Consider the following 18,766-nt stretch of genomic DNA (forward strand, 5'->3'; position numbering starts at 1 on the left):
TAACGCGCAGCGAGCGCGCCACGCTCAGGCTTTCTTCTGCTGCTGCCGCCCGTCGCCTTCGTAGCGATCGTGATGGCGCATCCAGTCCATCATGCCATTCGTTTCGTTACGCCCTTCAGGCGCGGCGTCGAGGAACGCGTACGTGCCGGCCATCGGCTCGTCGCCGCGCGCATACCGCGAGAACGTGTGATACACGACGCCGTCTTCATCCTTGTAGAACGCACTCAGCCCGTGCATTTCGTCGCATTCGAAATCCTGCACGCCGAAGTTGTAGAAGACCTTGCCCGCCTTCTTCTGATCGTCGGTGAACGACACGTTGTAGTCGTAGTTGAAATCGCTTTGCGCCGACGACACCCAGCGGAATTTCCAGCCCATTCTCTTTTTGAACGCTTCGAGTTTCGCGAGCGGCGCACGCGAAACCGCCACGAACGACACATCGTGATGTTCGAGATGCAAAAGCGCGCCATCGGTGTGATCCATGCCGAACGAGCAGCCCGGGCAGCCCTCTTCCCAGTCGGGTCCGAACATGAAGTGGTAGACGAGCAGCTGGCTGCGTCCATCGAACAGTTCAGCGAGCGTCTGGCGGCCCTGCGGCGTATCGAATGTGTAGTTCTTCCCGACCTTCACCCACGGCAGTGCAAGGCGCTTGCGGTTCAGTTCGTCGCGTGCGCGTGTATAAGCCTTTTCGTGTGCAAGATGCGCGCGCTGCGCGGCGATCCATTCTTCCCTTGAAACGATTGTGTGCGGTTCCATATGCGCGTCCTCCGTATCGGGTCAGGCAAACAGGTGTTCGAGCGCGTCGAGCACATCCGTCCAGCCGGACCGGTGACTGTCACGCGCGGCTTCGTCGACGAACTGCTCGTGCGTGAGCGTAAGAAGAGTTGTGTCGCCATCGCGCCTCAGCACGATCGTGACGAGTGATTCGCGTTCGGGCGTCGTGATCCACGCCCACGTGAACACCAGTTTCGTGCCGGGCACGATCTCGCGATATTCGCCGCTGACGTCGTTCGTTCCGCCATCCGGTGCGTGCATGATCACGTGAAACCGGCCGCCCACGCGCACGTCCATTTCGGCGTGCGTGACCTTGTTGCCCATCGGGGTCCACCACATCGCTATTTGCGCCGGGTCCGTCCAGGCGCGCCAGACTTTTTCGGGCGAGGCGTTGATGCGGCGCTGGATCGTAAGACTGGGTCGGGTGAGCATGCGTCTTTCTCCACAAAGGCAGCAAGTCGATCGAGCTGATCAGTCCAGAAGCGCTGGTAGCGGGTGAGCCATTCCATCGCTTCCTCCATGGGCGCGGGCGCGAGCCGGCACGCAACGGTGCGTCCGGTTTTCGTGCGCGTGACCAGCCCCGCTTCGGACAGCACGTCGAGATGCTTCATCACCGCCGGCAGCGACATCTCGAACGGCGCGGCGAGCTCGCTCACCGACAGGTCGTGCTGGCCGGAAAGGCGCGCGAGCATCGCACGCCGCGTAGGATCCGCCAGCGCGGAAAACGTGCGGTCCAGAGCCGTGTCCATATACTTAACCATGAAGTTAAGTATAGACGATGAAGCCGGCATGTCAAGAGAACCTGCGACGCCTCAAAAGCAAAAGGCGCTTCATGGCGAATTGCCATGAAGCGCCTGACGTATCGCCTCAAAACGCGACGTGACGCGAATTCTGATTCAGAGCCACGCCCTGCGCATCATGCGTGCATCAGATCGCCCAGCCGCCGAGGTAGAACACGGCGAGCACCAGTGCGATCGCCACCGTGCCGACGTTGAGCTTGCGGAACTCGCCGCTTACCACGCGACCGATCACGAGCGTGCAGAAGCCGAGCATGATGCCGGTGACGATGTTCGCCGTGAGCACGATGAACACGGCGCACACGAGGCCGGACATCGAGTCGATCGTGTCCTTCATGTCGAGCTTGCTGACGCTGCTCAGCATCAGGAGACCGACATACATCAGCGCCGGTGCGGTTGCATAGGAAGGCACGAGGCTTGCAAGCGGCGAGAAGAACATCACGACGAGAAACGCGAGTCCGACCACGGCGGCGGCAAGGCCCGTCTTCGCACCCGCGGCGACACCCACGGTCGATTCGATATACGCCGCGGCCGGCGCGCCGCCCAGGAAACCGGAGAAGATCGAGCTGATCGAATCGGCCGTCAGCGCGCGGCCGCCGTTGATGATGCGGCCATTCGCATCCAGCTGGCCGGCCTGCCCCGCGACGGCGCGAATCGTGCCGGTGGCGTCGAACACAGCCGTCATCACGAGAGCGAGCACGCTGGGGATCACGGTCAGTGACAGTGCGCCCTTGATGTCCATCGAGCCGATGAGCGATGCGTGTCCCGGCGCCGACAGCGAAGGCACCGCAAAGAAACCATGGAATGCAACCGCCGGATCGATGATCAGCGCGATCGCGGAAATCGCGACGATCACGAGCAGGATCGAACCCGGCACGCGACGGCGCACCAGACCGAAGATCGCCGCGAGCCCGGCCACCGACATGATCACCGGCAACGACGTGATGTGTCCGAGTTGCACCGGCAGTCCCGGCCCCGGATTCTTCACGACGAGACCGACGTCGTTTGCCGCGATCAGCAGCAGGAAGAGGCCAATGCCGATGCCCGTGCCGTGCGCGATGCCCGACGGCAGATTGCGCAGGATCCACGAGCGCACGCCCGTCACCGAGATGCCGGTGAACACGAGGCCCATCAGGAAGACCGCGCCGAGCGCGACCGTCGGATGCAGGCCTTTACCGAGCACGAGGCCGAATGCGGTGTATGCGGTGAGCGAGATCGCGCAGCCGATGGCGATCGGCAGCTTCGCCCAGACGCCCATCAGGAGCGAGCCGAACGCCGTGGTCAGACATACGGCGACGAACACCGCGCTGGTGTCGAAGCCCGCCTTGCCGAACATGCCCGGCACGACGAACACGGAATAGACCATCGCGAGAAACGTTGTGATGCCCGCGACGATTTCCTGCCGCTGCGTGCTGCCGCGCGAGGTGATTTCAAAGTACCGGTCGAGCATGCCCTTCGAATCGAAGGACTGGACGCCGACTTCGCTAATCGGCTGGGCCTGGGGTTCCATCATGGTAAGCGACTCCTTTATCAGCATGCTGAAACGGTCAATGAGCCGGCCGTCATCAGGTTTGTCTCGTTACGTGTTATGTGTGCCCGCCGGCGTACCAGGGGCCGCTTTGTGCAGGGGTTGAACGCGTATCCGTTGTGCGGGCCCGTCGCGCGGCCAGACTCTTGCTGACGATCTGCCTGCAACCCGCCATTGCGCGCGACGCTCTGTTCTTCTTGTGCTGTCACGAAATGTAGGGGAACACAAACATATCTCCCATCGCATGTGCGGCATGAAGAATATGTCGCGGTCCTTATGTCGTTGCAGGACGGTCGGGTGGCACGGCGGGCCGCGTGTTTACACCTACGGTTTCCAGCGCCTCAAACACGTGCCCGGCCGCTTCCCGCCAGGGTCGGGCGCGCGGATGCGGCGGATGCGGCAGGCGCGTTTCGGGACTGCAATCCGGCCCCAACGCGGGCGGGACACACCGCGCGGGTTAAACTCTCGGCCTGACACGCGACCAACTGTATCGATGGCGGTCACGATTACGTGCCCGTCTGTGCCCATGGAGTCCTTCTAGATGAGTGGCGGTTTCCCACGTCCAGCTTTCCGTCTCGCGATCCTGATCGTCCTTGCGGCGTGGTTCCTCTCGGGCTGCAGCCTGCTGGAGCTGCAATCGCCCGCGCCGATCCGCGACGCCGAAGCGATTCCGGCCGAACCCGAAGCGCCGCCGCTCGTCATCGAGGACAACGAGCCCGAGCAGACCGACACCTCCGGCCACCCGGTGCCGAAAAAGCCGAAGCATCCGGTCGTGAAGCCGCACAAGGTCGAGGAACCGCCGCCGCCCGTGCCCGCGTCGGCGCCGCCCGCGCCGCCCCCGCCGATCATCACGACCCGCACCATCGAGCGCAACACCGCGCACGGCCTGCTCGACAGCGAAGTGCAGCGGCCCGACGGCAAGGTCGTCGGCCGCGCAGTCGATCTCATCACGGATGCCAGCGGCACACCGCGCGAAATGGTCGTGAATCTGCTGGGCTTTCTCGGCATCGGCGACCGCAAGGCGAATTTCCCGTGGAACGCGTTTCGCTTCGCGCCCGCCGCGAAGGGCGCGCCGATCACGATCAACATGCCGCAGGGCAAGCTGCCGTTCTCGATCCGGCCGAAACTCGCCGGGCCGCTCGCCGGCACTTCGCCACCGCCCGTCAGCCCCGGACAGCTGCCGCTGCTCGACACGAACGTCGAACGCGCGAACGGCGACAAGGTGGGACGCATCATCGATGTGCTGATCGACGGCGCCGCGCAGCCGCAGGCGGTCGTGCTCGACGTGAGCGGCATCATCAACCCCGACCGGCGCACGATCGCGGCCAACTGGTCGGCGCTGCACTTCGTCACGAAGAACAAGGAACTGACGCCGCTCATCGATCTGAGCGAGGCGCAGATCAAGGCCTCGCCTTCGTACACGACGGACGGACCGATCCGCGCGGTTTCGCCGGCACCTCCAGCCCCCGCGGCGCCACCTGCCCCATCTCCTGCCCCCGCGCCCGCGCCTGCCAGGGCGACTGCGAGCGCATCGTCGTCCACGGCTGCGGCCTCTTCTGTGAAGCCTGCCCGATGACCGACCGACACAAGGCGGACGCGCGCAGTCTGCATGCCCTCAACTGGCTGAATTTTTTCGTCGCCAATGTGCAGACGGGATTTGGTCCGTTCATCGCTTCGTACCTCGCGTCGCACAAGTGGACACAGGGCGAAATCGGTCTCGCACTCTCGGTCGGCACGATCAGCGCGATGGTGAGCCAGGTGCCGGGCGGCGCCGTCGTCGACGCCCTGCGCAACAAGAAGGGTGCGGCCGCGTGGGCGATCATCGCGATCATCGCGAGCGCGCTGCTGCTCGCCAGCAGCCCGACCGTGCTGCCAGTGATGATCGCGGAGGTCTTCCACGGCTTCGCGAGCTGCATGCTCGTGCCGGCGATGGCGGCTATCTCGATCACGCTGGTGGGCCGACACGATCTCGGCGACCGGCTCGGCCAGAACGCGCGCTGGGCGTCGATTGGCAGCGCGGTCGCGGCGGGCCTGATGGGACTCTTCGGCGAATACTATTCACCGCGAGCGGTCTTCTGGCTCACCGGCGCGCTCGCGGTGCCCGCGCTCTTCGCGCTCGCCATGATTCACACGAATCCGCACCCGACGCCGGTCGCGGTGAAGCACAAGCCCAAACCCAAGCCGGAAAAGGAAGAACGCGAGACGTTGCGTGAACTGCTGCGCGACAAACGGATGCTGATTTTCGCGGCATGCGTGGTGCTGTTCCATCTGTCGAATGCGGCGATGCTCAACCTCGCCGCAGGCGAAGTGACCGCGGGCATGGGCGACTACGTGCAGCTCGTGATCGCGGCCTGCATCATCGTGCCGCAGGCGATCGTCGCGATGCTCTCGCCGTGGGTCGGCCGCTCGGCCGAACGCTGGGGACGCCGGCCAGTCCTGCTGCTCGGTTTCTCGGCGCTGCCGTTACGCGCGCTGCTGTTCGCCGGCGTGAGCAGCCCGTATCTGCTCGTGCCCGTGCAGATGCTCGACGGCCTGAGCGCCGCGGTGTTCGGCGTGATGCTGCCGCTGATCGCCGCCGACGTCGCGGGTGGCAAGGGGCGCTACAACCTGTGTATCGGGCTCTTCGGGCTCTCGGCCGGGATTGGCGCGACGTTGAGCACGACGGTGGCGGGATTCGTCGCCGATCACTTCGGCAATGCGTTCAGTTTCTTCGGGCTGGCCGCGGCGGGTGCGCTCGCCGTGCTGCTCGTGTGGGTCGCCATGCCGGAAACCCGCGACAGCGCCGCGAACGGTGAAACAGCCGGGGTGCCGGAGGTGCATTAGGGCCGGCGCGGCGGCGAAACCGTCGTTTCGCAGCGCCCGGTCTGATCGAGAAACCCGGTGGCGCGCTTTCTCAGCACGGCGCTGAAATCGTCGAGCCAGCCGATCGAAAGGCGCCAGCTCTGCCAGTAGAGATCGATGTCGAGATGCCTGCCCGGTGTCATCTCGACAAGTTCGCCGCTCGCCAGATGCGGCGCGACCATCCGCTCCGGGCACATGCCCCACCCCATCCCCGTCACGCACGCGCGCAGAAATCCCGCGACGTGCGGAATCCAGTGCAGCGGCGGATCGAGCTCCGCGCGCGTCACGCGGCGCATGAAGCGTTTCTGCAACTGGTCCTTCGGATTGAAGTCGACACACGGCGCGTTGCGCAAGGCGTCGCGCGTGACACCTTCGGCGAAATGCCGCTCGAAATAGCGCGGCGCGCAGACCGCCAGATAGCGCATGCGGCCGAGGCGCGTCGAGCGGCAGCCCTGCACGGGGTCCGCCTGCGTCGTCACGGCGCCCTGCACGCTGCCGTCGCGAATGCGCTGCGCGGTGTGATCCTGGTCGTCGATCACGAGATCGAGCAGCATTTCGCGCTCGACGCAAAAATCCGCGACGGCGTCGATGAACCAGGTGCCGACGCTGTCGTCGTTCACCGCGACACGCAACGTGGGCCACGATTCGACGAGCGCGCCCGGCAGCGTCGGCAGGCGCCCGCCCAGTTCGGCTTCGAGCAGCTGCACGCGTTCGGTGTGGCGGCACAGCAGCGCGCCGGAGGTTGTCGCGACGCACGGCTGCCCGCGCTTCACCAGCACGCTGCCGACGCGCTCTTCCAGCAGCTTCACGCGCTGCGACACCGCGGACGGCGTTACGTTGAGTTCATTCGCGGCGCGATCGAACGAACCGTGGCGCACGACGGCCGCGAGTGCGTCCAGCAAGGCATAGTCGAGCATTAGCGCTCCTTAATCCGCATTAAGTGAATTAGCTTCTCTTATGGACTTCGAAATCGCAGACTAGCGTCATTCGTTTCAACCGTCTACTGGATCAGGCTATGGACTGGCTCGCTTTTTCGCATGGCGCGGCGTTGTGCGCTTCGCTGATCGTCACCATCGGGGCGCAGAACGCGTTCGTTCTACGTCAGGGCATCATGCGCTCGCACGTCGGGAAGATCGTCGTGCTGTGCACGCTGTCGGACTTCATCCTGATCGCGCTTGGCGTGGGCGGCGCATCGGCGCTCGTCGAGCGCTATCCGGCGTTCGTGCACGCGATGCTGTATGTGGGTCTCGCGTATCTCGTGTGGTTCGGTATCGGCGCGCTGCGGCGCGCGGTCAAACCCGGGCACGCGGTGCTGGATGCCGCCGGCGGGGACGCCGCGCCCGTGCGGCAGCGCGCGCTGCCAGTTCTGCTGATGACGCTCGCATTGACCTGGCTGAATCCACACGTCTATCTGGACACGTTCCTGCTGATCGGCACCGCCGGGGCGCGCGAAGCACAGAGCGGGCGCATGGCGTTCGCGCTCGGGGCGATGGCGGTGAGCGCGGTGTGGTTCGTGCTGCTGGGTTATGGTGCCCGCGCGCTCGCGCCGGTCTTCCGGCGAGCCGCCGCGTGGCGCGTACTCGACGGCGCGATTGGGGGCATGGTCTTGCTGATCGCGGTGACGCAGTTGCGGTAAGTTGTTCCCCTAAACAGCAACGGCCTTCGCGGCAGGAATTCGTATCAGGAGACGTATCAGATGCGGGCGCAGCGGATGCCGTGCGGCCAGCACCAGAATCCGTAACGCCCGGACAGCCTTCTTCACCGGTCGGCGCTCGCCGGCCCCGTCCCGACAGTCTGCAACCCGCCATCGGTCACATACGGCATGATGCCCACCGCGCTGATCAGCGCGGCGGTATCGCGCGCGCATGCGTGATCGTCAGGCGCGCAGTAATCGATCGACAGGACCGGCAAACGGTATTGCTCGCGAATCGTCTTCGCCTGCGCAAGCAGCCAGTCGCGATCGTCCCGCGACACCTCGACATAGCGCTGTTTTGCCTGATCCCAGCCGCGATACAGCGACTCGAACGCGACGACGTACGCAAGCGCATGCACCTGCGGCAGGATTTCGAAGCCACGGTTGAGGATCAGCTTCGCGCCGGGATAGCGCGCCTTGATCGCGCGGATCACGCTCACCAGCCCGGCTTCCTGGCGCGCGCGCGCTTCAGCGGTTTTCGCGACCAGCTGGTACGAATCGAGTGTGTCGAGAAAGAAGCCGCGATAACCGAGCTTCCACAGCGGCGCGATCACGTGCTCGACATAGAACGCGGGCCAGCCCGCCGCATCCTGATCCACCACTGTCGATGCCCAGGTGTCGTTGCTGCCCACGAGCCACGCCTTCGGTATCGCCGCGTAGTACGGCCGCTCACGCGACACTTCACCCACGCTGACGTAGGCAAACCACGCGGTATGCGCGTTCCTGTGCGCAAGCGGATCGAAACCGCTGTCCGGCTCGATGACCGCGATGTCGAACGCTTCCAGCTGCGCGACCGGCGGGTGCTCGCCATAGAAAAGCGCAATCGACGGCTTCGCTGGCGCACCCGACGATGCCTGCGCATGCACGGCAGAAGACAGCGCGCCAACGATCACAACACGCGCGATGCGCGACGCGAAGCGGAGCATCGCGCGCAATGAATAGCGGTCAGGATGTTCAAACTTCACGGCACCTGTTCCTGTCGATGCGATGGAGGGCGCAGCATGTCCGATACGTCAATTCCGCAGCATATATGTTTCGTACTCGAGCGAAGCGAATTTCCGGTCGAGCACCGTGACGGCCGCGATCACCACGGCGAGCAGCGCCAGCGCAAAACCATAGCCATATGAATCGGGGCCGAGCCACAGCGTGAAACCGGTAAAGAGCCCGTTGAGCACGACGAACGCCGCCGTCAGCTTCAGCACGATGCGACGGCCGTCGAGATAAAAGAACACGTTCAGCAGACCGAGCAGCAACACCTGCAGGCTCGCCGAAATCACATCGATGACCAGCAGCGGCATATAGAGCGCCGAAATATGCAGCGATTCGAGAATCCGCGCGCCGAATGTGACGATCAGCAACAGCACGACCGCCTGCACCTTGATGATTTCGTACAGGCCGGTGCGCACGCTGCCAACCATCATGTCGCGCATGTCGTTGATATGGCGCAGCGTCGCGCCGCTGCGCACCGCGTCGTAGAACGCGTCGTAGTATTCGACGAAATCCGCTTCGATACGCACCAGAAACGTCGCCATGCCCGGCATCACGCACAGGTACGCGATGAAAACCGGAATGTCGTAGATCACCGATGCATGCAGCGGTCCGATCACCTGCGTGCCCGTACCCGGCGCATACCAGAACATGAACTTGTCGAGCCACACGCCCAGATTGAACAGCAGGCCCACGATCGCGAGGCTGGGATAGGCAAAGCGCCGCTGGAACACCTCGAACGAGATGAAACGCGTGCTTCGGTAGTCACGATAAATAAGACCCGACAAGCCGGCCAGCAAGACCAGATGCCCCGCGACAAACCCGCCGAGCAGGCCCACGAGACCGTTGCGGTTGAGCAGCAGCGCGAACCCCACCGTGCATGTATAGCCGACGAGGAACACCAGCAGGATCTGCCGGTACTGCTTGACGCTCGACAGAAAGATCACCGCGATCCAGATGTTGCTCACCACGACGAAGCCCGCGACCATCAGCAACCGGTACAGCAGCGGTTCGGCACGGAACAGGAACGCCATCGCGACGAATCCGCATACGCCCGACGCGATCGTCGAGACGAGCACCACGCCGTTGTAGTTCGACAGCACCAGGTCGTCGCGCTTTTCGAACAGGCGGTCGGAGATGAAACGCGTGAACGATAGCTGCAACGGCCCTGTCAGTATCAGGCTGAGCGCGATGATGTAGGTCACCGACACCTGGAACTGCACGATTGCGTACTTCGGAATCACGAACGCAAGACTCAGCACGCCGATGATCAGAATGCCGAAGATCGACAGGATGAGCGGGCCCGAACTGATCAGGCCGGCGTACGCGTATGCGCGCGCCACGCCGGTCAGCGTTTCGCGCCGCAGGATTTTACGTAGTTCGAAGCCGATACCCGCCATCAGCGTGTCTCCTGCGTTTGCGTGCCGGTTTGCATACCGGTTTGCGTGGCGCGCGCGGCGTGCGGCACCGGGCAGCGCGCCCCGGCCTGATCCGCGCCCTGGGAATCGGGCGCGGCCGCGAGTTTTTCGTAGAGGATGCGGTAGCGGTCGATCATCTGCGCGCGCGTGTAATAGCGGCGCACGCGCGCAAGACCCGCCTGTTGCGCGGCCTGCCAGCGCACGTCGTCACCGAGCAGCGACAGCACCGCCGCAGCGAACGCCGCCGGATTCGCGAGCTGCACGACGAGACCCGCCGAACCGAGTGCACGATCCTCCGCGGTTTCGCCTTCGATCAGCTCGCGGCACGATCCGACGTCGGTGGTGATCGCGGGCACGCCGGCCGCGAAGCCCTCCAGCACGACGAGCGGCAGCGCCTCGCTGATCGACGTCAGCGCGATCACGTCGATTTTCGGCAGCACGTCATCGATGCGCTGGAAGCCGAGGAACTTCACGTTCTTCGCGAGACCCAGGCTTTCGACCAGCGCCCGGCATTCGAGCGCATAGGCCGGATCTTCCTCTTCCGGTCCGATAATCCAGCCTTCGATATCGGGCATCGTGCGCGACGCGATAAAGAGCGCGCGGATAAACGTCTTGATGTCCTTGATCGGCACCACCCGCCCGATCAACCCCACCACCCGATGTGGACCCGCCCCGCGCTTCGCGACGAGCGGCGCGAGGCCGTCCACGTCGATGCCGTTCGGAATGTTCTGCGTGCGGCTCGCGTCGGCGCCGTCGGCGATCTGCCGCTGGCGGTTCGCTTCGTACAGCGCGACGATATCGTCGGCCGCATCGTAGGCCATCTTGCCGATCGCCTCGAAGAAGCGCACCCACAGTTCACGGAAATAGCTGACCTTCGAGATGTCGCGCTCGAACACGCCACGGTTATCGCGGATCCAGCGGCTTTGCAGCAGATCGATCTTGCGTTCCTTCGTGTAGATGCCATGCTCGGACACCAGCAGCGGACGACGCGTGCGGTGATGCAGGATCGCGCCGAGAAAGCCCGCGTACCCCGTCGACACCGTGTGATACACGCGCGCCGGCGGCAGTTCTTCGGCTATGCGCACCAGTTGCCACAACGGCTTGTGCATGATGCGCACGGTCCAGAAGTAGTCGGTGAACGACGGGTCCGTACAGTACTGCTGGTATTGATCGACGATGGTTTCCCATGCCGCGCGGCTGGTGAGGAACTGCGCTTCGCTCAACGCGCCATGTTCGCCGAGCATCGGTATCATGCCGGCCATCAGGCCGCCTGCGTCCAGCGCGCCCTGCGGATCGCGCAGCGCCGCGTGCAGTTCGGCCGAGCGCGCGAACGCGGCGCGGTCCCCTTCCATCGCATGCGGCTGACGCACGTCCGCGTCGGTATGCTCGTACAGGTAATGCGCCTCGAAATGCACGACGTTGTCGGGCAGTGCGTAGGCCGCACCCGCGTAGTCTTCCTGGCGGCTGCCGATAAAGACGATCGAAAAACGCGTGGACGGGTACGCCCCTACCATCTCATTGACCCAGCTCGACACACCGCCGCGCACATACGGAAACGTGCCTTCGAGCAACAGGCAGACATCGGCATCGGCGGCGCGACGCATCAGGGACGATTTCGTCATGACCAGTAGCTCACAACCGGTTTGAGTGTAGGGAACACCGCGGCGTTGCCGAGCGATGCGAGCAGCGTGGACACCTGACGGTAATCGCCGCGCAGATACGCGACCTCGGCGAGCCACGGCACCAGCCGTTCGCGCGGGAAGCCGAGCGCCTGCGCGCGCGACATGCACGCTTCGGCGTCTTCCGGTTTGCCGTCGGCGAGCGCGAGACGGCCGCGGATCAGCCACAGCGCGGCGTCGCTGTCGTCGGTTTCGAGCGCGGCGCGCGCGTGGCGGTCCGCCTGTTTGAGCGTGTGCCGGTACACGACACCCTGCACGAGGTTCTGGTACACGAGTTCGAAATGCAGTTCCGCCAGCCGCCGGTTGAGCGCATGACGTTCGCGGTCGTCGTTCGCGGCTTCCAGCGCTTTGCCGGTCTGGAAGATCTTCTGCATGATCTCGTTCTCAGCGTGATCGAGCGTACCGTATGCGATCAGGCGCACGTCTTCCAGCGAATCGGCGAGCAGTTCGCGCAGCAGCGTGCCGGTCGTGCGCGTGGGCATGCCCTGGATCGCAACGAGCGCCGACAGCCGGTCGGTGGCGGGAACCTGCGTATTCGCGAGGCGCGCCTGCAGCCGCGCGCCGCCGCCATGCGAGACGCGCGACACGAGCCACGTGACGAACTGCGGGCGCGGCACATCGGCCAGCAACCCGCTTTCCCGCGAACCAGGGAAACATGCGGCCCAGATGCAGCTCGTCAGCACGACGAGCCCGCCGCACAGCGGCACGAAGGTACACAGCAGCCACAGCAGAAGGAGCGACGCGACGCGCGGCTCGCGGTAGCGCACGGGCAGAAAACCGCTCAGCGCCACGGCTTCGGCGAACCCGGCGACGGCCTGGAGCACCAGAAACAGCAGGAGCGGATCGACGCTCGCCGCCGGATGCAGCAGCTGCCGGAGCGCGACGACCTGCGCGATCACGGCGACCACGACGGCAAGCGCCGTTATGAGACGAGTGCGGACGTTGGCGTTAGACATTGACGCCGCTTCGCTGGAGAAGACGCAGCAGTGCCGTGCCCGGCTCGGTGCCGTCGAGATGCAGCGTATGCACGCCCACCCGCGCCGCTTCGAGATCGGTATTGAACTGCGCCGCCAGGCTGCCTTCGGTCCGCGCGAGATAGCCGTCGATACCGGTCGTATCGGTAGCGGGCATCAGGTTCACCAGTACCGACTGTTCCGCGGTACGCACCGGCCACATCACGTCGAGCGAACGGCGACGGCGCATCACGTGCTCGAACAGCGAATCGCCGGCTTCGTCGCGCGGGAACGCGAGCGCCACGAGCGAGGACGCGACGCCCGCCTCGCGCTGCAGGCGTGTCAGGCGCCCGAGGTCGAGCGCGAAATCGTACGGGCAGTCCGGCACCGTATCGAGAATCCGCTGCACGAACGCCGAGTGTTCGACGCCGTCCGCGTAATAGCCGAGCAGCACGAGCAGCAGTTGCAGGTTGTCGAAGTTCAGCGACAGGAACGGCATGCGCTTCACGACCAGCAGCGCGATCAGCTCGCCATCGGCGGACACGAGCGGCGCGCAGACGACGTAATGCGTATTCGTCACCGGCGTCTCCTCGCTCTTCAGATGCGCGATGGCGAGCGTATTGATCGCATGCGTGACGAGTTCGTCCTTTGGATCGAAGTCGAAGGCGTCGCCGATGCGCGCGGCCGCTTCAGTCGACAGACGTCCGCCATGCACCGGATAGAGCGCCGCGACTTCGACCTGGCAGGCCTGCGCGACGAATTCGAGCAGACCGTGCACGCCCGGCAGCGCCTCATCGCGCGCACCGGCGGATGCCGGAGCCTGTGCATCACGCGTCACCGAAAGACGGCGCAACTCGGTAATCGAATCGCGCAGCGTGGTGGGCTTCGACAGCAGATCCTTTTCGAGCCGTTCGTGCGACAGGCGCAGCAGATAGTGGCTGTTCGTCAGCGCGACGAGCCGGTCGTTCAGATAATCGTTGAGCGCGGACGCGCGCGCGGTGCGGCTGCCCCACGTATCGCCGAAGTGGCCGGTGACGATCGTTTCGATGAGGCCGCCCGAGAAGAACATGACGGGAAACGCGCCGCCGTGCGAATAGAACAGCGCCCAGTCGGCAAGCAGCAGTGCGCCCGCGAGCAGCCCGAGCAGCGTGCCATAGCGCAGCGCGACGACGAGCGCAGCGAGCCACAGCCACGGAAAGCCCGCGCCCAGCAGCAGCGGATCATGCGGATCGACCAGCCACGCGACACCGCACACGACGGCCATGAAGACGATCGACTCGACGATCGCGAACGGCCGCGCCACAGCAGGGGCCAGAAAACGGCGCACGCGTCCGAGGTTGCCAAACGGATTGGCGTTACGCGGTTTCGATGCGCCAGAGGCGGATTGCACGGCGGCGGTATTCACGGCCTGTTCCTTATGACGTGTCGCGTTGCTCATGGGCGGCTTGCTGCTGGCCATGGCTGAAAATGTCGAACCTAGCGGCTCGCGCCCAGCGGCGAGAGCACCTTGCCGATCAGAACGGTCGCGACATCCGACAGGCCGGAACGGCTCCAGCCCGTACGCGTGCCGGTTGCGCTCCACACCACGCGGCCGGTCGATACGTCGAGCAGTTCGAAGGTGACGCCGACCGCCGGCTCGCCATCCACGCCGGCCTTGTAGCGCCATTCCTCGACCGCGCCCGTCAGCACATATTTCACGTGCTGCGCGCGCGCCCAGTCGAGTTTCTTGCCGATGCTGTCGGCCTGCGCCGCGTCGAACATCGCGTTCGGGCTCGCGTCGGCCGGCGCCACGCGCACGTCCGTCAGGCCGCTGGCGCGCAGTGTGTTGGCGGCGATCGAACCGGCGCTGCGGCCGGCGTCGGGTGTTTCAGTGTAGTTGGCGATCGACGCCACGGCCACCGTATCCGCTGCAGACAGCGCCGGCGCCGCCGTCTGTCTCACCGTGCCGCAGGCGGTCACGAGCAGAACAGATGCGGCCGCTGTCGCGCACCACGTACCCAGACGGGCAAACCCCTTGATACCGATCATGGAACAGCTCCTCAAATAACGTCGAAATTGTCTGCTAGCCGGGCGCGTGCCTGCGGCTGTCTGCCGCCTGGCTCGCCCCGATGGTACGAACTTCTTCAATAGAACCAGCTGTAACGCGCGCCTATTTCCGTCACTGGCGTACCGACCCTCGTCACGCGGTCATGCTCCAGGAACATCGAGAGATGATCGCCGCCGAACACGGTGCCCGCCACGCCGACACTCAGCTGCGGACCCCAGCCCTGAATCGAGTCGTGCAGGATGCCGACGTCCATGAACGGACGCCAGCGGTGCGTGTACTGCTCGCGCAGATCGTTGCCGAAGCCGAAGTAAAGGCCGTACTGCGCGTACGTATCCGGAATGAACGCGCCGGCGAGCCCCGCCCCTGCCGGCACGATGCCCGAGATCAGCGCGTCCGGCTGGCCGCTTGCGCCATAGCTGCCGCGCGTGCCGACGAGCCGCAGCGTGAAGTCCGGATATACGGTGTGAAAGCGGTACGCGATTTCGCCGTTCGACAGGATGCCGCTGCCCAGATACGCGCGGGCCTGGCTATAGAAACGGTCCGCCTCGACGGTGCCCGATATCTGGATGCGTTCGGTCACGCGATACGTGAGCCCGGCGATCAGGTTGTCCTTCATGCCGCCGACCTGCAAGGTTTGCGTCTCCGTCGCCGTTTCGTTGCGGCCCGCGTGCGCGCTCAGCGTCAGCGGCGAATTGCGGCCGGTTTCGCCGTCGAGCGCGAGCGTGTAGAAGCTGTCGAGCGCCTCGCGGCGGCCCGCCGTCACCATCAACGCGGAATCGAGCGTCTGGCGCCGGGCGAAGAACTCGAACGAGCGGTCCACCGACGGCACGTTGATGAGCTGCGTCTCGTCCGTCGAATGCTGGAAGCGCTGGATGCCCGTCACGCCGACCATGTAACGCTCGGCGATCTTGCGGCTCCCCGACAGCGTCTGCTCGATGTAGTCGAGCGGATGCTCGACATAACTCGTCACGCTCGCGTCGATCGACTGCGGCCAGTCCAGCGCCGTCTCGACGACACGCGTATGCAGGTCGGTGTTGTCCGGCGCGCCTTCGAGCCCTCTGAACGCGAGCCGTTGCGCCGCATCGGGCCGGTCGACCGCGCTCAGCGCATCGATGCGGTTGTCGATCGGCAGCCGGCCGCCTTCGCGGTCGAGCACCTGATTCATCGTCGTCGTATCGCCGTCGGCGAGCGCGATCGCGAGTTGCGCATCGCCCGGCTGCAACAGCCGGCTCGCGTACTGTCGCGCCAGCCAGCGCTTCGCGAGCGGCAACGATTCGGTCGACAGCGCCCACGCCACCGCGACGTCCTTCGCCACTGCCGATTTCAGGCGGCCATCGTCGCGTGCGACGGCATCCTTCGATGCCACAGGCGGCAGGCCGTGCACATCGCCGAGCAGCGAGCGGCGTTCGAGCGGCGTTTTCTGACGGCTCGGGTCTTTCGCGAACAGGCTGTCGAGCAATGCCTTCGACACGTCGCCGTTCTCGAAGATCGTCGCAAGCGTCACAGTCTGGCCGGCGAGCTGTTCGCGGGTGTCCGCGTCACGGCCGGCGCGACGCTTCAGCGCCGCACTCGCGCCGCGACCACGCGTGGCGACCGCCTGCTCCTCGTTCTGCATCTGCACCCACACCTTGCGGCGGATCGACCACGCGAGATCCGGGCGGCCGGCCGCTTCCTGCGCGTCGGCATAAGCGAGCAGCCAGAGCGGATCGCGCGACATCGTGGCCGCTTCCAGCCGCAGATAGCCGAGCGCGGCAACCGGCCGGTCCAGACGCAGTTCGGCAGCCGCATACGGCTCCCACAGCGACGATGTGCGTTGCGCCGAGTCGCGCCACGTCGCGAGCGCCGCGCGCAGTTCGCTGTCGGTGCCATAGTCGACGAGCATCCACAGGAGCGCGGTGCGCAGGTCATTGGGCGCGCCCGGCAGCTTCATCGCGTGTTGCAGGTCGTGCAACGCGTCGAACGGCCGGTCGGTCAGGCGATAGTATTCGGCGCGTGCGCCGAGGAAACCCGGGTCCGCTTCGGCCGCCGCCAGTTGTGCCGGCGTCAGGCTCGCGAGCAGTGCGCGGACACGCTCGGGCGCCTGCGCTTCCGTGTAGTAGTAGAGCGCGTTCTGCAACGCGCGCGGCGTGCCGTCATGGCGGTACTGCAATTCCGACGTACGCGCGGCGTCGATCGGCCACGGGTCGTAGAAGTACGTCATGTCGCCGAGATCTTCGGGGGTGGCGACACCTGCCGCAAGCAGATGCGCGTAGCCATCGTTGGCCGCCGTGTCCTGTTGCAGCAGACGCGCGAGTTGCGCGTAGTTGCGCCAGAACGCCTCGTCGTCGTTTTTCGCGCCATTGCGTGCCTTCTGCAATGCATCGAAAGCGCCCTTGTAGTCGCCGTGGCGATACAGCAGGCTCGCCGTGCGCAGCGCGTACGTCGCGTTGCCCGGGCTGCGCATCTGCATCCTGTGATAGATCGCGAGCGCCGCATCGTCCTTGCCGGCCCGCTCGCTCAACGTGCCCATGCGGTCGTCGATCGCCTCGCCCTGCGTCCCGCGAGGCAGCGCGGCGAGGAACGCGAGTGCTTCGTCGGGCAGACCGAGGCGCTCGTAAGTCGCGACCACGTCGTCGACGAGCTTCAGGTTGTCCGGATTCGCCCGCGACGCATGCGTGAGCGCGGCGAGCCAGGCGTGATCGTCGTCCAGCATCGGCGCGATGCGCAGCACGTTGGCCCACGCCGCCGGATCGTTCGACATCTCCGCGTAGGCAAGCCATGACTTCAGCGCAAGCGGCGATGCATTGTTCCACTCGGCGATCTGCGCGAGGCGCTTGAGCCAGACGGCGGAATGCGGGTCTTTCGCGACCTGTTCCGACGCGATCTTCTGCGCGCTGGCAAGGTCGCCGGCTTCGACAAACGACTGGAACACAAGGCCGGCTACGTCGCCGTTAGCCGCGCTGTTCGCCGCGGGAGCCGATTTTGTGCCCGCGGGGTTGCCCGTTTTCGCACCTGAAGCGGCTGGCACATTCGCGGCCGGCGTCGTCGCCGCCACGCGTTGCACATGCACCGTGCCCCACCCTCGCGTGCCGGCAGCGAAGCGCCGGTGCGTGTAGCCATTCGCCTGTGGGCCGTCCATATACGCGTACGGCGTTTGCGGCCCGGCGGCCGTCGCGCGACGTGCCGGCCTGAACGACGCGTAACGGAGCATCGCGCGTGCTTCCGGCTGCACCGCTGCAAAACGTGCCAGCGCGGTCGCGTAGCGGCGCTCGAGATCCGGCCGGTTCGCGGCCCGCGCGAGGTTCAGCAGGACGATCAGCGTTTCCTTGTCTTCGGCCAGCACGCCGGCGTGCTGATCGGCGGCGGCGAGCGCCTCGTTCAGCATGTTGCCCGACTGCAGCGCGCGAATGCCGGCGAGAAAATCGCGGCGCTGCGCGTCGAGCGTCGTCGCCGCATCCTGCTCGCGGAACCACGCGGCGGCGGCGTGCGGATAGTCGCCGGTAAAGAGCGCGTAGCGCGACGCCTGCGTGTTCCATTGCGTGTGACGCGCCGGGTCCTGCGCGGCGAGACGTTCATATAGCTGCATCGCCAGTTGCGGCGCATCGGCGGCCGCCGCGCGCTGCGCGAGCATCTGCAGGTCGGGCGTCGGCCACGCAAGGCTCGCGACGGCCGCGAACTGCGCGCGCAGCTTCGCCGAAGCCGCGGCGCGAAGCGGATCGCTCGCCGGAATCGCGAACGTCTGCTGTTCGGCGACCGACAGCCGCAACAGGAGCGCCTTGCGACGCATCGGCTCGCTGTTCAGCGCGTCCATGCGCTGCGCGATATGCAGTGCATCGTCGAGACGGCCGAGGCGTGCATACTGCTCGCCCAGCAGCGCAAGAAATTCCGGACTCGTGGGTTTCGCACGCAGCCAGGCTTCGAGATACGCGACGCTCAGCTCGCTCGGCGCGGCGCTGAACATCATGCGTTCGCGCACGCCGCCGCGCGGCCACGCCGCGTAGAAGATCAGCAGCACGACGGCGGCGAGCAGCGTCACGAGCCACGGCGAGGCGATACGGGGACGCTGGTTCATG

General features: G+C 65.6%; 15 protein-coding genes. 3 read left to right on the top strand and 12 right to left on the bottom strand.

The window, feature by feature from the left end; translation table 11 throughout:
* Nucleotides 1-24 precede the first annotated feature (24 nt).
* The 4 genes from LPA34_RS14030 to LPA34_RS14045 form a co-directional block, all read right to left on the bottom strand.
* On the bottom strand, nucleotides 25-753 hold the full coding sequence (locus tag LPA34_RS14030) for a DUF899 domain-containing protein (RefSeq protein ID WP_228979070.1): 729 nt from the start codon (nucleotides 751-753) through the stop codon (nucleotides 25-27).
* A 21-nt stretch (nucleotides 754-774) separates the two neighbouring features.
* Complete coding sequence (locus tag LPA34_RS14035; RefSeq protein ID WP_228979071.1) at nucleotides 775-1,203, bottom strand: SRPBCC family protein; 429 nt, start codon at nucleotides 1,201-1,203, stop codon at nucleotides 775-777.
* Nucleotides 1,113-1,562, bottom strand: coding sequence for an ArsR/SmtB family transcription factor (locus LPA34_RS14040; protein WP_228979073.1), 450 nt, complete (start codon nucleotides 1,560-1,562; stop codon nucleotides 1,113-1,115). The genes LPA34_RS14035 and LPA34_RS14040 overlap by 91 nt, the downstream gene beginning before the upstream one ends.
* A 136-nt stretch (nucleotides 1,563-1,698) precedes the next feature.
* Entirely contained in the window at nucleotides 1,699-3,081 is a 1,383-nt protein-coding gene (locus LPA34_RS14045; RefSeq protein WP_228979075.1) for an NCS2 family permease, read from the bottom strand.
* A gap of 556 nt (nucleotides 3,082-3,637) precedes the next feature.
* Between LPA34_RS14045 and LPA34_RS14050 the strand changes: the two genes are divergently transcribed.
* Nucleotides 3,638-4,672 carry a PRC-barrel domain containing protein gene (locus LPA34_RS14050; protein WP_228979077.1) on the top strand — a complete coding sequence of 345 codons (1,035 nt, stop codon included), beginning with the start codon at nucleotides 3,638-3,640 and terminating at the stop codon, nucleotides 4,670-4,672.
* Nucleotides 4,669-5,919, top strand: a complete 1,251-nt coding sequence (locus LPA34_RS14055) for an MFS transporter (protein ID WP_228979079.1) — start codon at nucleotides 4,669-4,671, stop codon at nucleotides 5,917-5,919. Before LPA34_RS14050 ends, LPA34_RS14055 begins: the two co-directional genes overlap by 4 nt.
* On the opposite strand, the gene LPA34_RS14060 is transcribed toward LPA34_RS14055, so the two are convergent.
* A complete protein-coding gene (locus tag LPA34_RS14060; protein WP_228979082.1) occupies nucleotides 5,916-6,854 on the bottom strand; it encodes a LysR family transcriptional regulator ArgP in 939 nt (312 codons plus the stop codon). The genes LPA34_RS14055 and LPA34_RS14060 overlap by 4 nt on opposite strands.
* 98 nt (nucleotides 6,855-6,952) lie before the next feature.
* Between LPA34_RS14060 and LPA34_RS14065 the strand changes: the two genes are divergently transcribed.
* Nucleotides 6,953-7,573, top strand: coding sequence for a LysE/ArgO family amino acid transporter (locus LPA34_RS14065; protein ID WP_228979083.1), 621 nt, complete (start codon nucleotides 6,953-6,955; stop codon nucleotides 7,571-7,573).
* 122 nt (nucleotides 7,574-7,695) lie between these two features.
* Here the strand turns inward: LPA34_RS14065 and LPA34_RS14070 are convergent, their stop codons facing one another.
* The 7 genes from LPA34_RS14070 to LPA34_RS14100 all read right to left on the bottom strand — a co-directional run bounded on the left by LPA34_RS14070 (nucleotide 7,696) and on the right by LPA34_RS14100 (nucleotide 18,765).
* Nucleotides 7,696-8,595 carry an endo alpha-1,4 polygalactosaminidase gene (locus LPA34_RS14070; protein ID WP_228979084.1) on the bottom strand — a complete coding sequence of 300 codons (900 nt, stop codon included), beginning with the start codon at nucleotides 8,593-8,595 and terminating at the stop codon, nucleotides 7,696-7,698.
* 48 nt (nucleotides 8,596-8,643) lie between these two features.
* Entirely contained in the window at nucleotides 8,644-10,017 is a 1,374-nt protein-coding gene (pelG, locus tag LPA34_RS14075; RefSeq protein ID WP_228979085.1) for an exopolysaccharide Pel transporter PelG, read from the bottom strand.
* Nucleotides 10,017-11,657 carry a GT4 family glycosyltransferase PelF gene (gene pelF, locus LPA34_RS14080; RefSeq protein ID WP_228979086.1) on the bottom strand — a complete coding sequence of 547 codons (1,641 nt, stop codon included), beginning with the start codon at nucleotides 11,655-11,657 and terminating at the stop codon, nucleotides 10,017-10,019. The genes pelG and pelF overlap by 1 nt, the downstream gene beginning before the upstream one ends.
* Complete coding sequence (locus LPA34_RS14085; protein ID WP_228979087.1) at nucleotides 11,654-12,670, bottom strand: tetratricopeptide repeat protein; 1,017 nt, start codon at nucleotides 12,668-12,670, stop codon at nucleotides 11,654-11,656. The genes pelF and LPA34_RS14085 overlap by 4 nt, the downstream gene beginning before the upstream one ends.
* A complete protein-coding gene (locus LPA34_RS14090) occupies nucleotides 12,663-14,072 on the bottom strand; it encodes a PelD GGDEF domain-containing protein (protein ID WP_228979260.1) in 1,410 nt (469 codons plus the stop codon). The genes LPA34_RS14085 and LPA34_RS14090 overlap by 8 nt, the downstream gene beginning before the upstream one ends.
* 71 nt (nucleotides 14,073-14,143) lie before the next feature.
* Nucleotides 14,144-14,695, bottom strand: a complete 552-nt coding sequence (locus LPA34_RS14095) for a penicillin-binding protein activator LpoB (protein ID WP_228979089.1) — start codon at nucleotides 14,693-14,695, stop codon at nucleotides 14,144-14,146.
* Between the two features lie 95 nt (nucleotides 14,696-14,790).
* Complete coding sequence (locus tag LPA34_RS14100; RefSeq protein WP_228979091.1) at nucleotides 14,791-18,765, bottom strand: tetratricopeptide repeat protein; 3,975 nt, start codon at nucleotides 18,763-18,765, stop codon at nucleotides 14,791-14,793.
* Between the last annotated feature and the right edge of the window lies 1 nt (nucleotide 18,766).

It is taken from the genome of Paraburkholderia gardini (genome assembly GCF_907164575.1).
In the GTDB taxonomy this organism is placed as follows: Bacteria; Pseudomonadota; Gammaproteobacteria; order Burkholderiales; family Burkholderiaceae; genus Paraburkholderia; species Paraburkholderia gardini.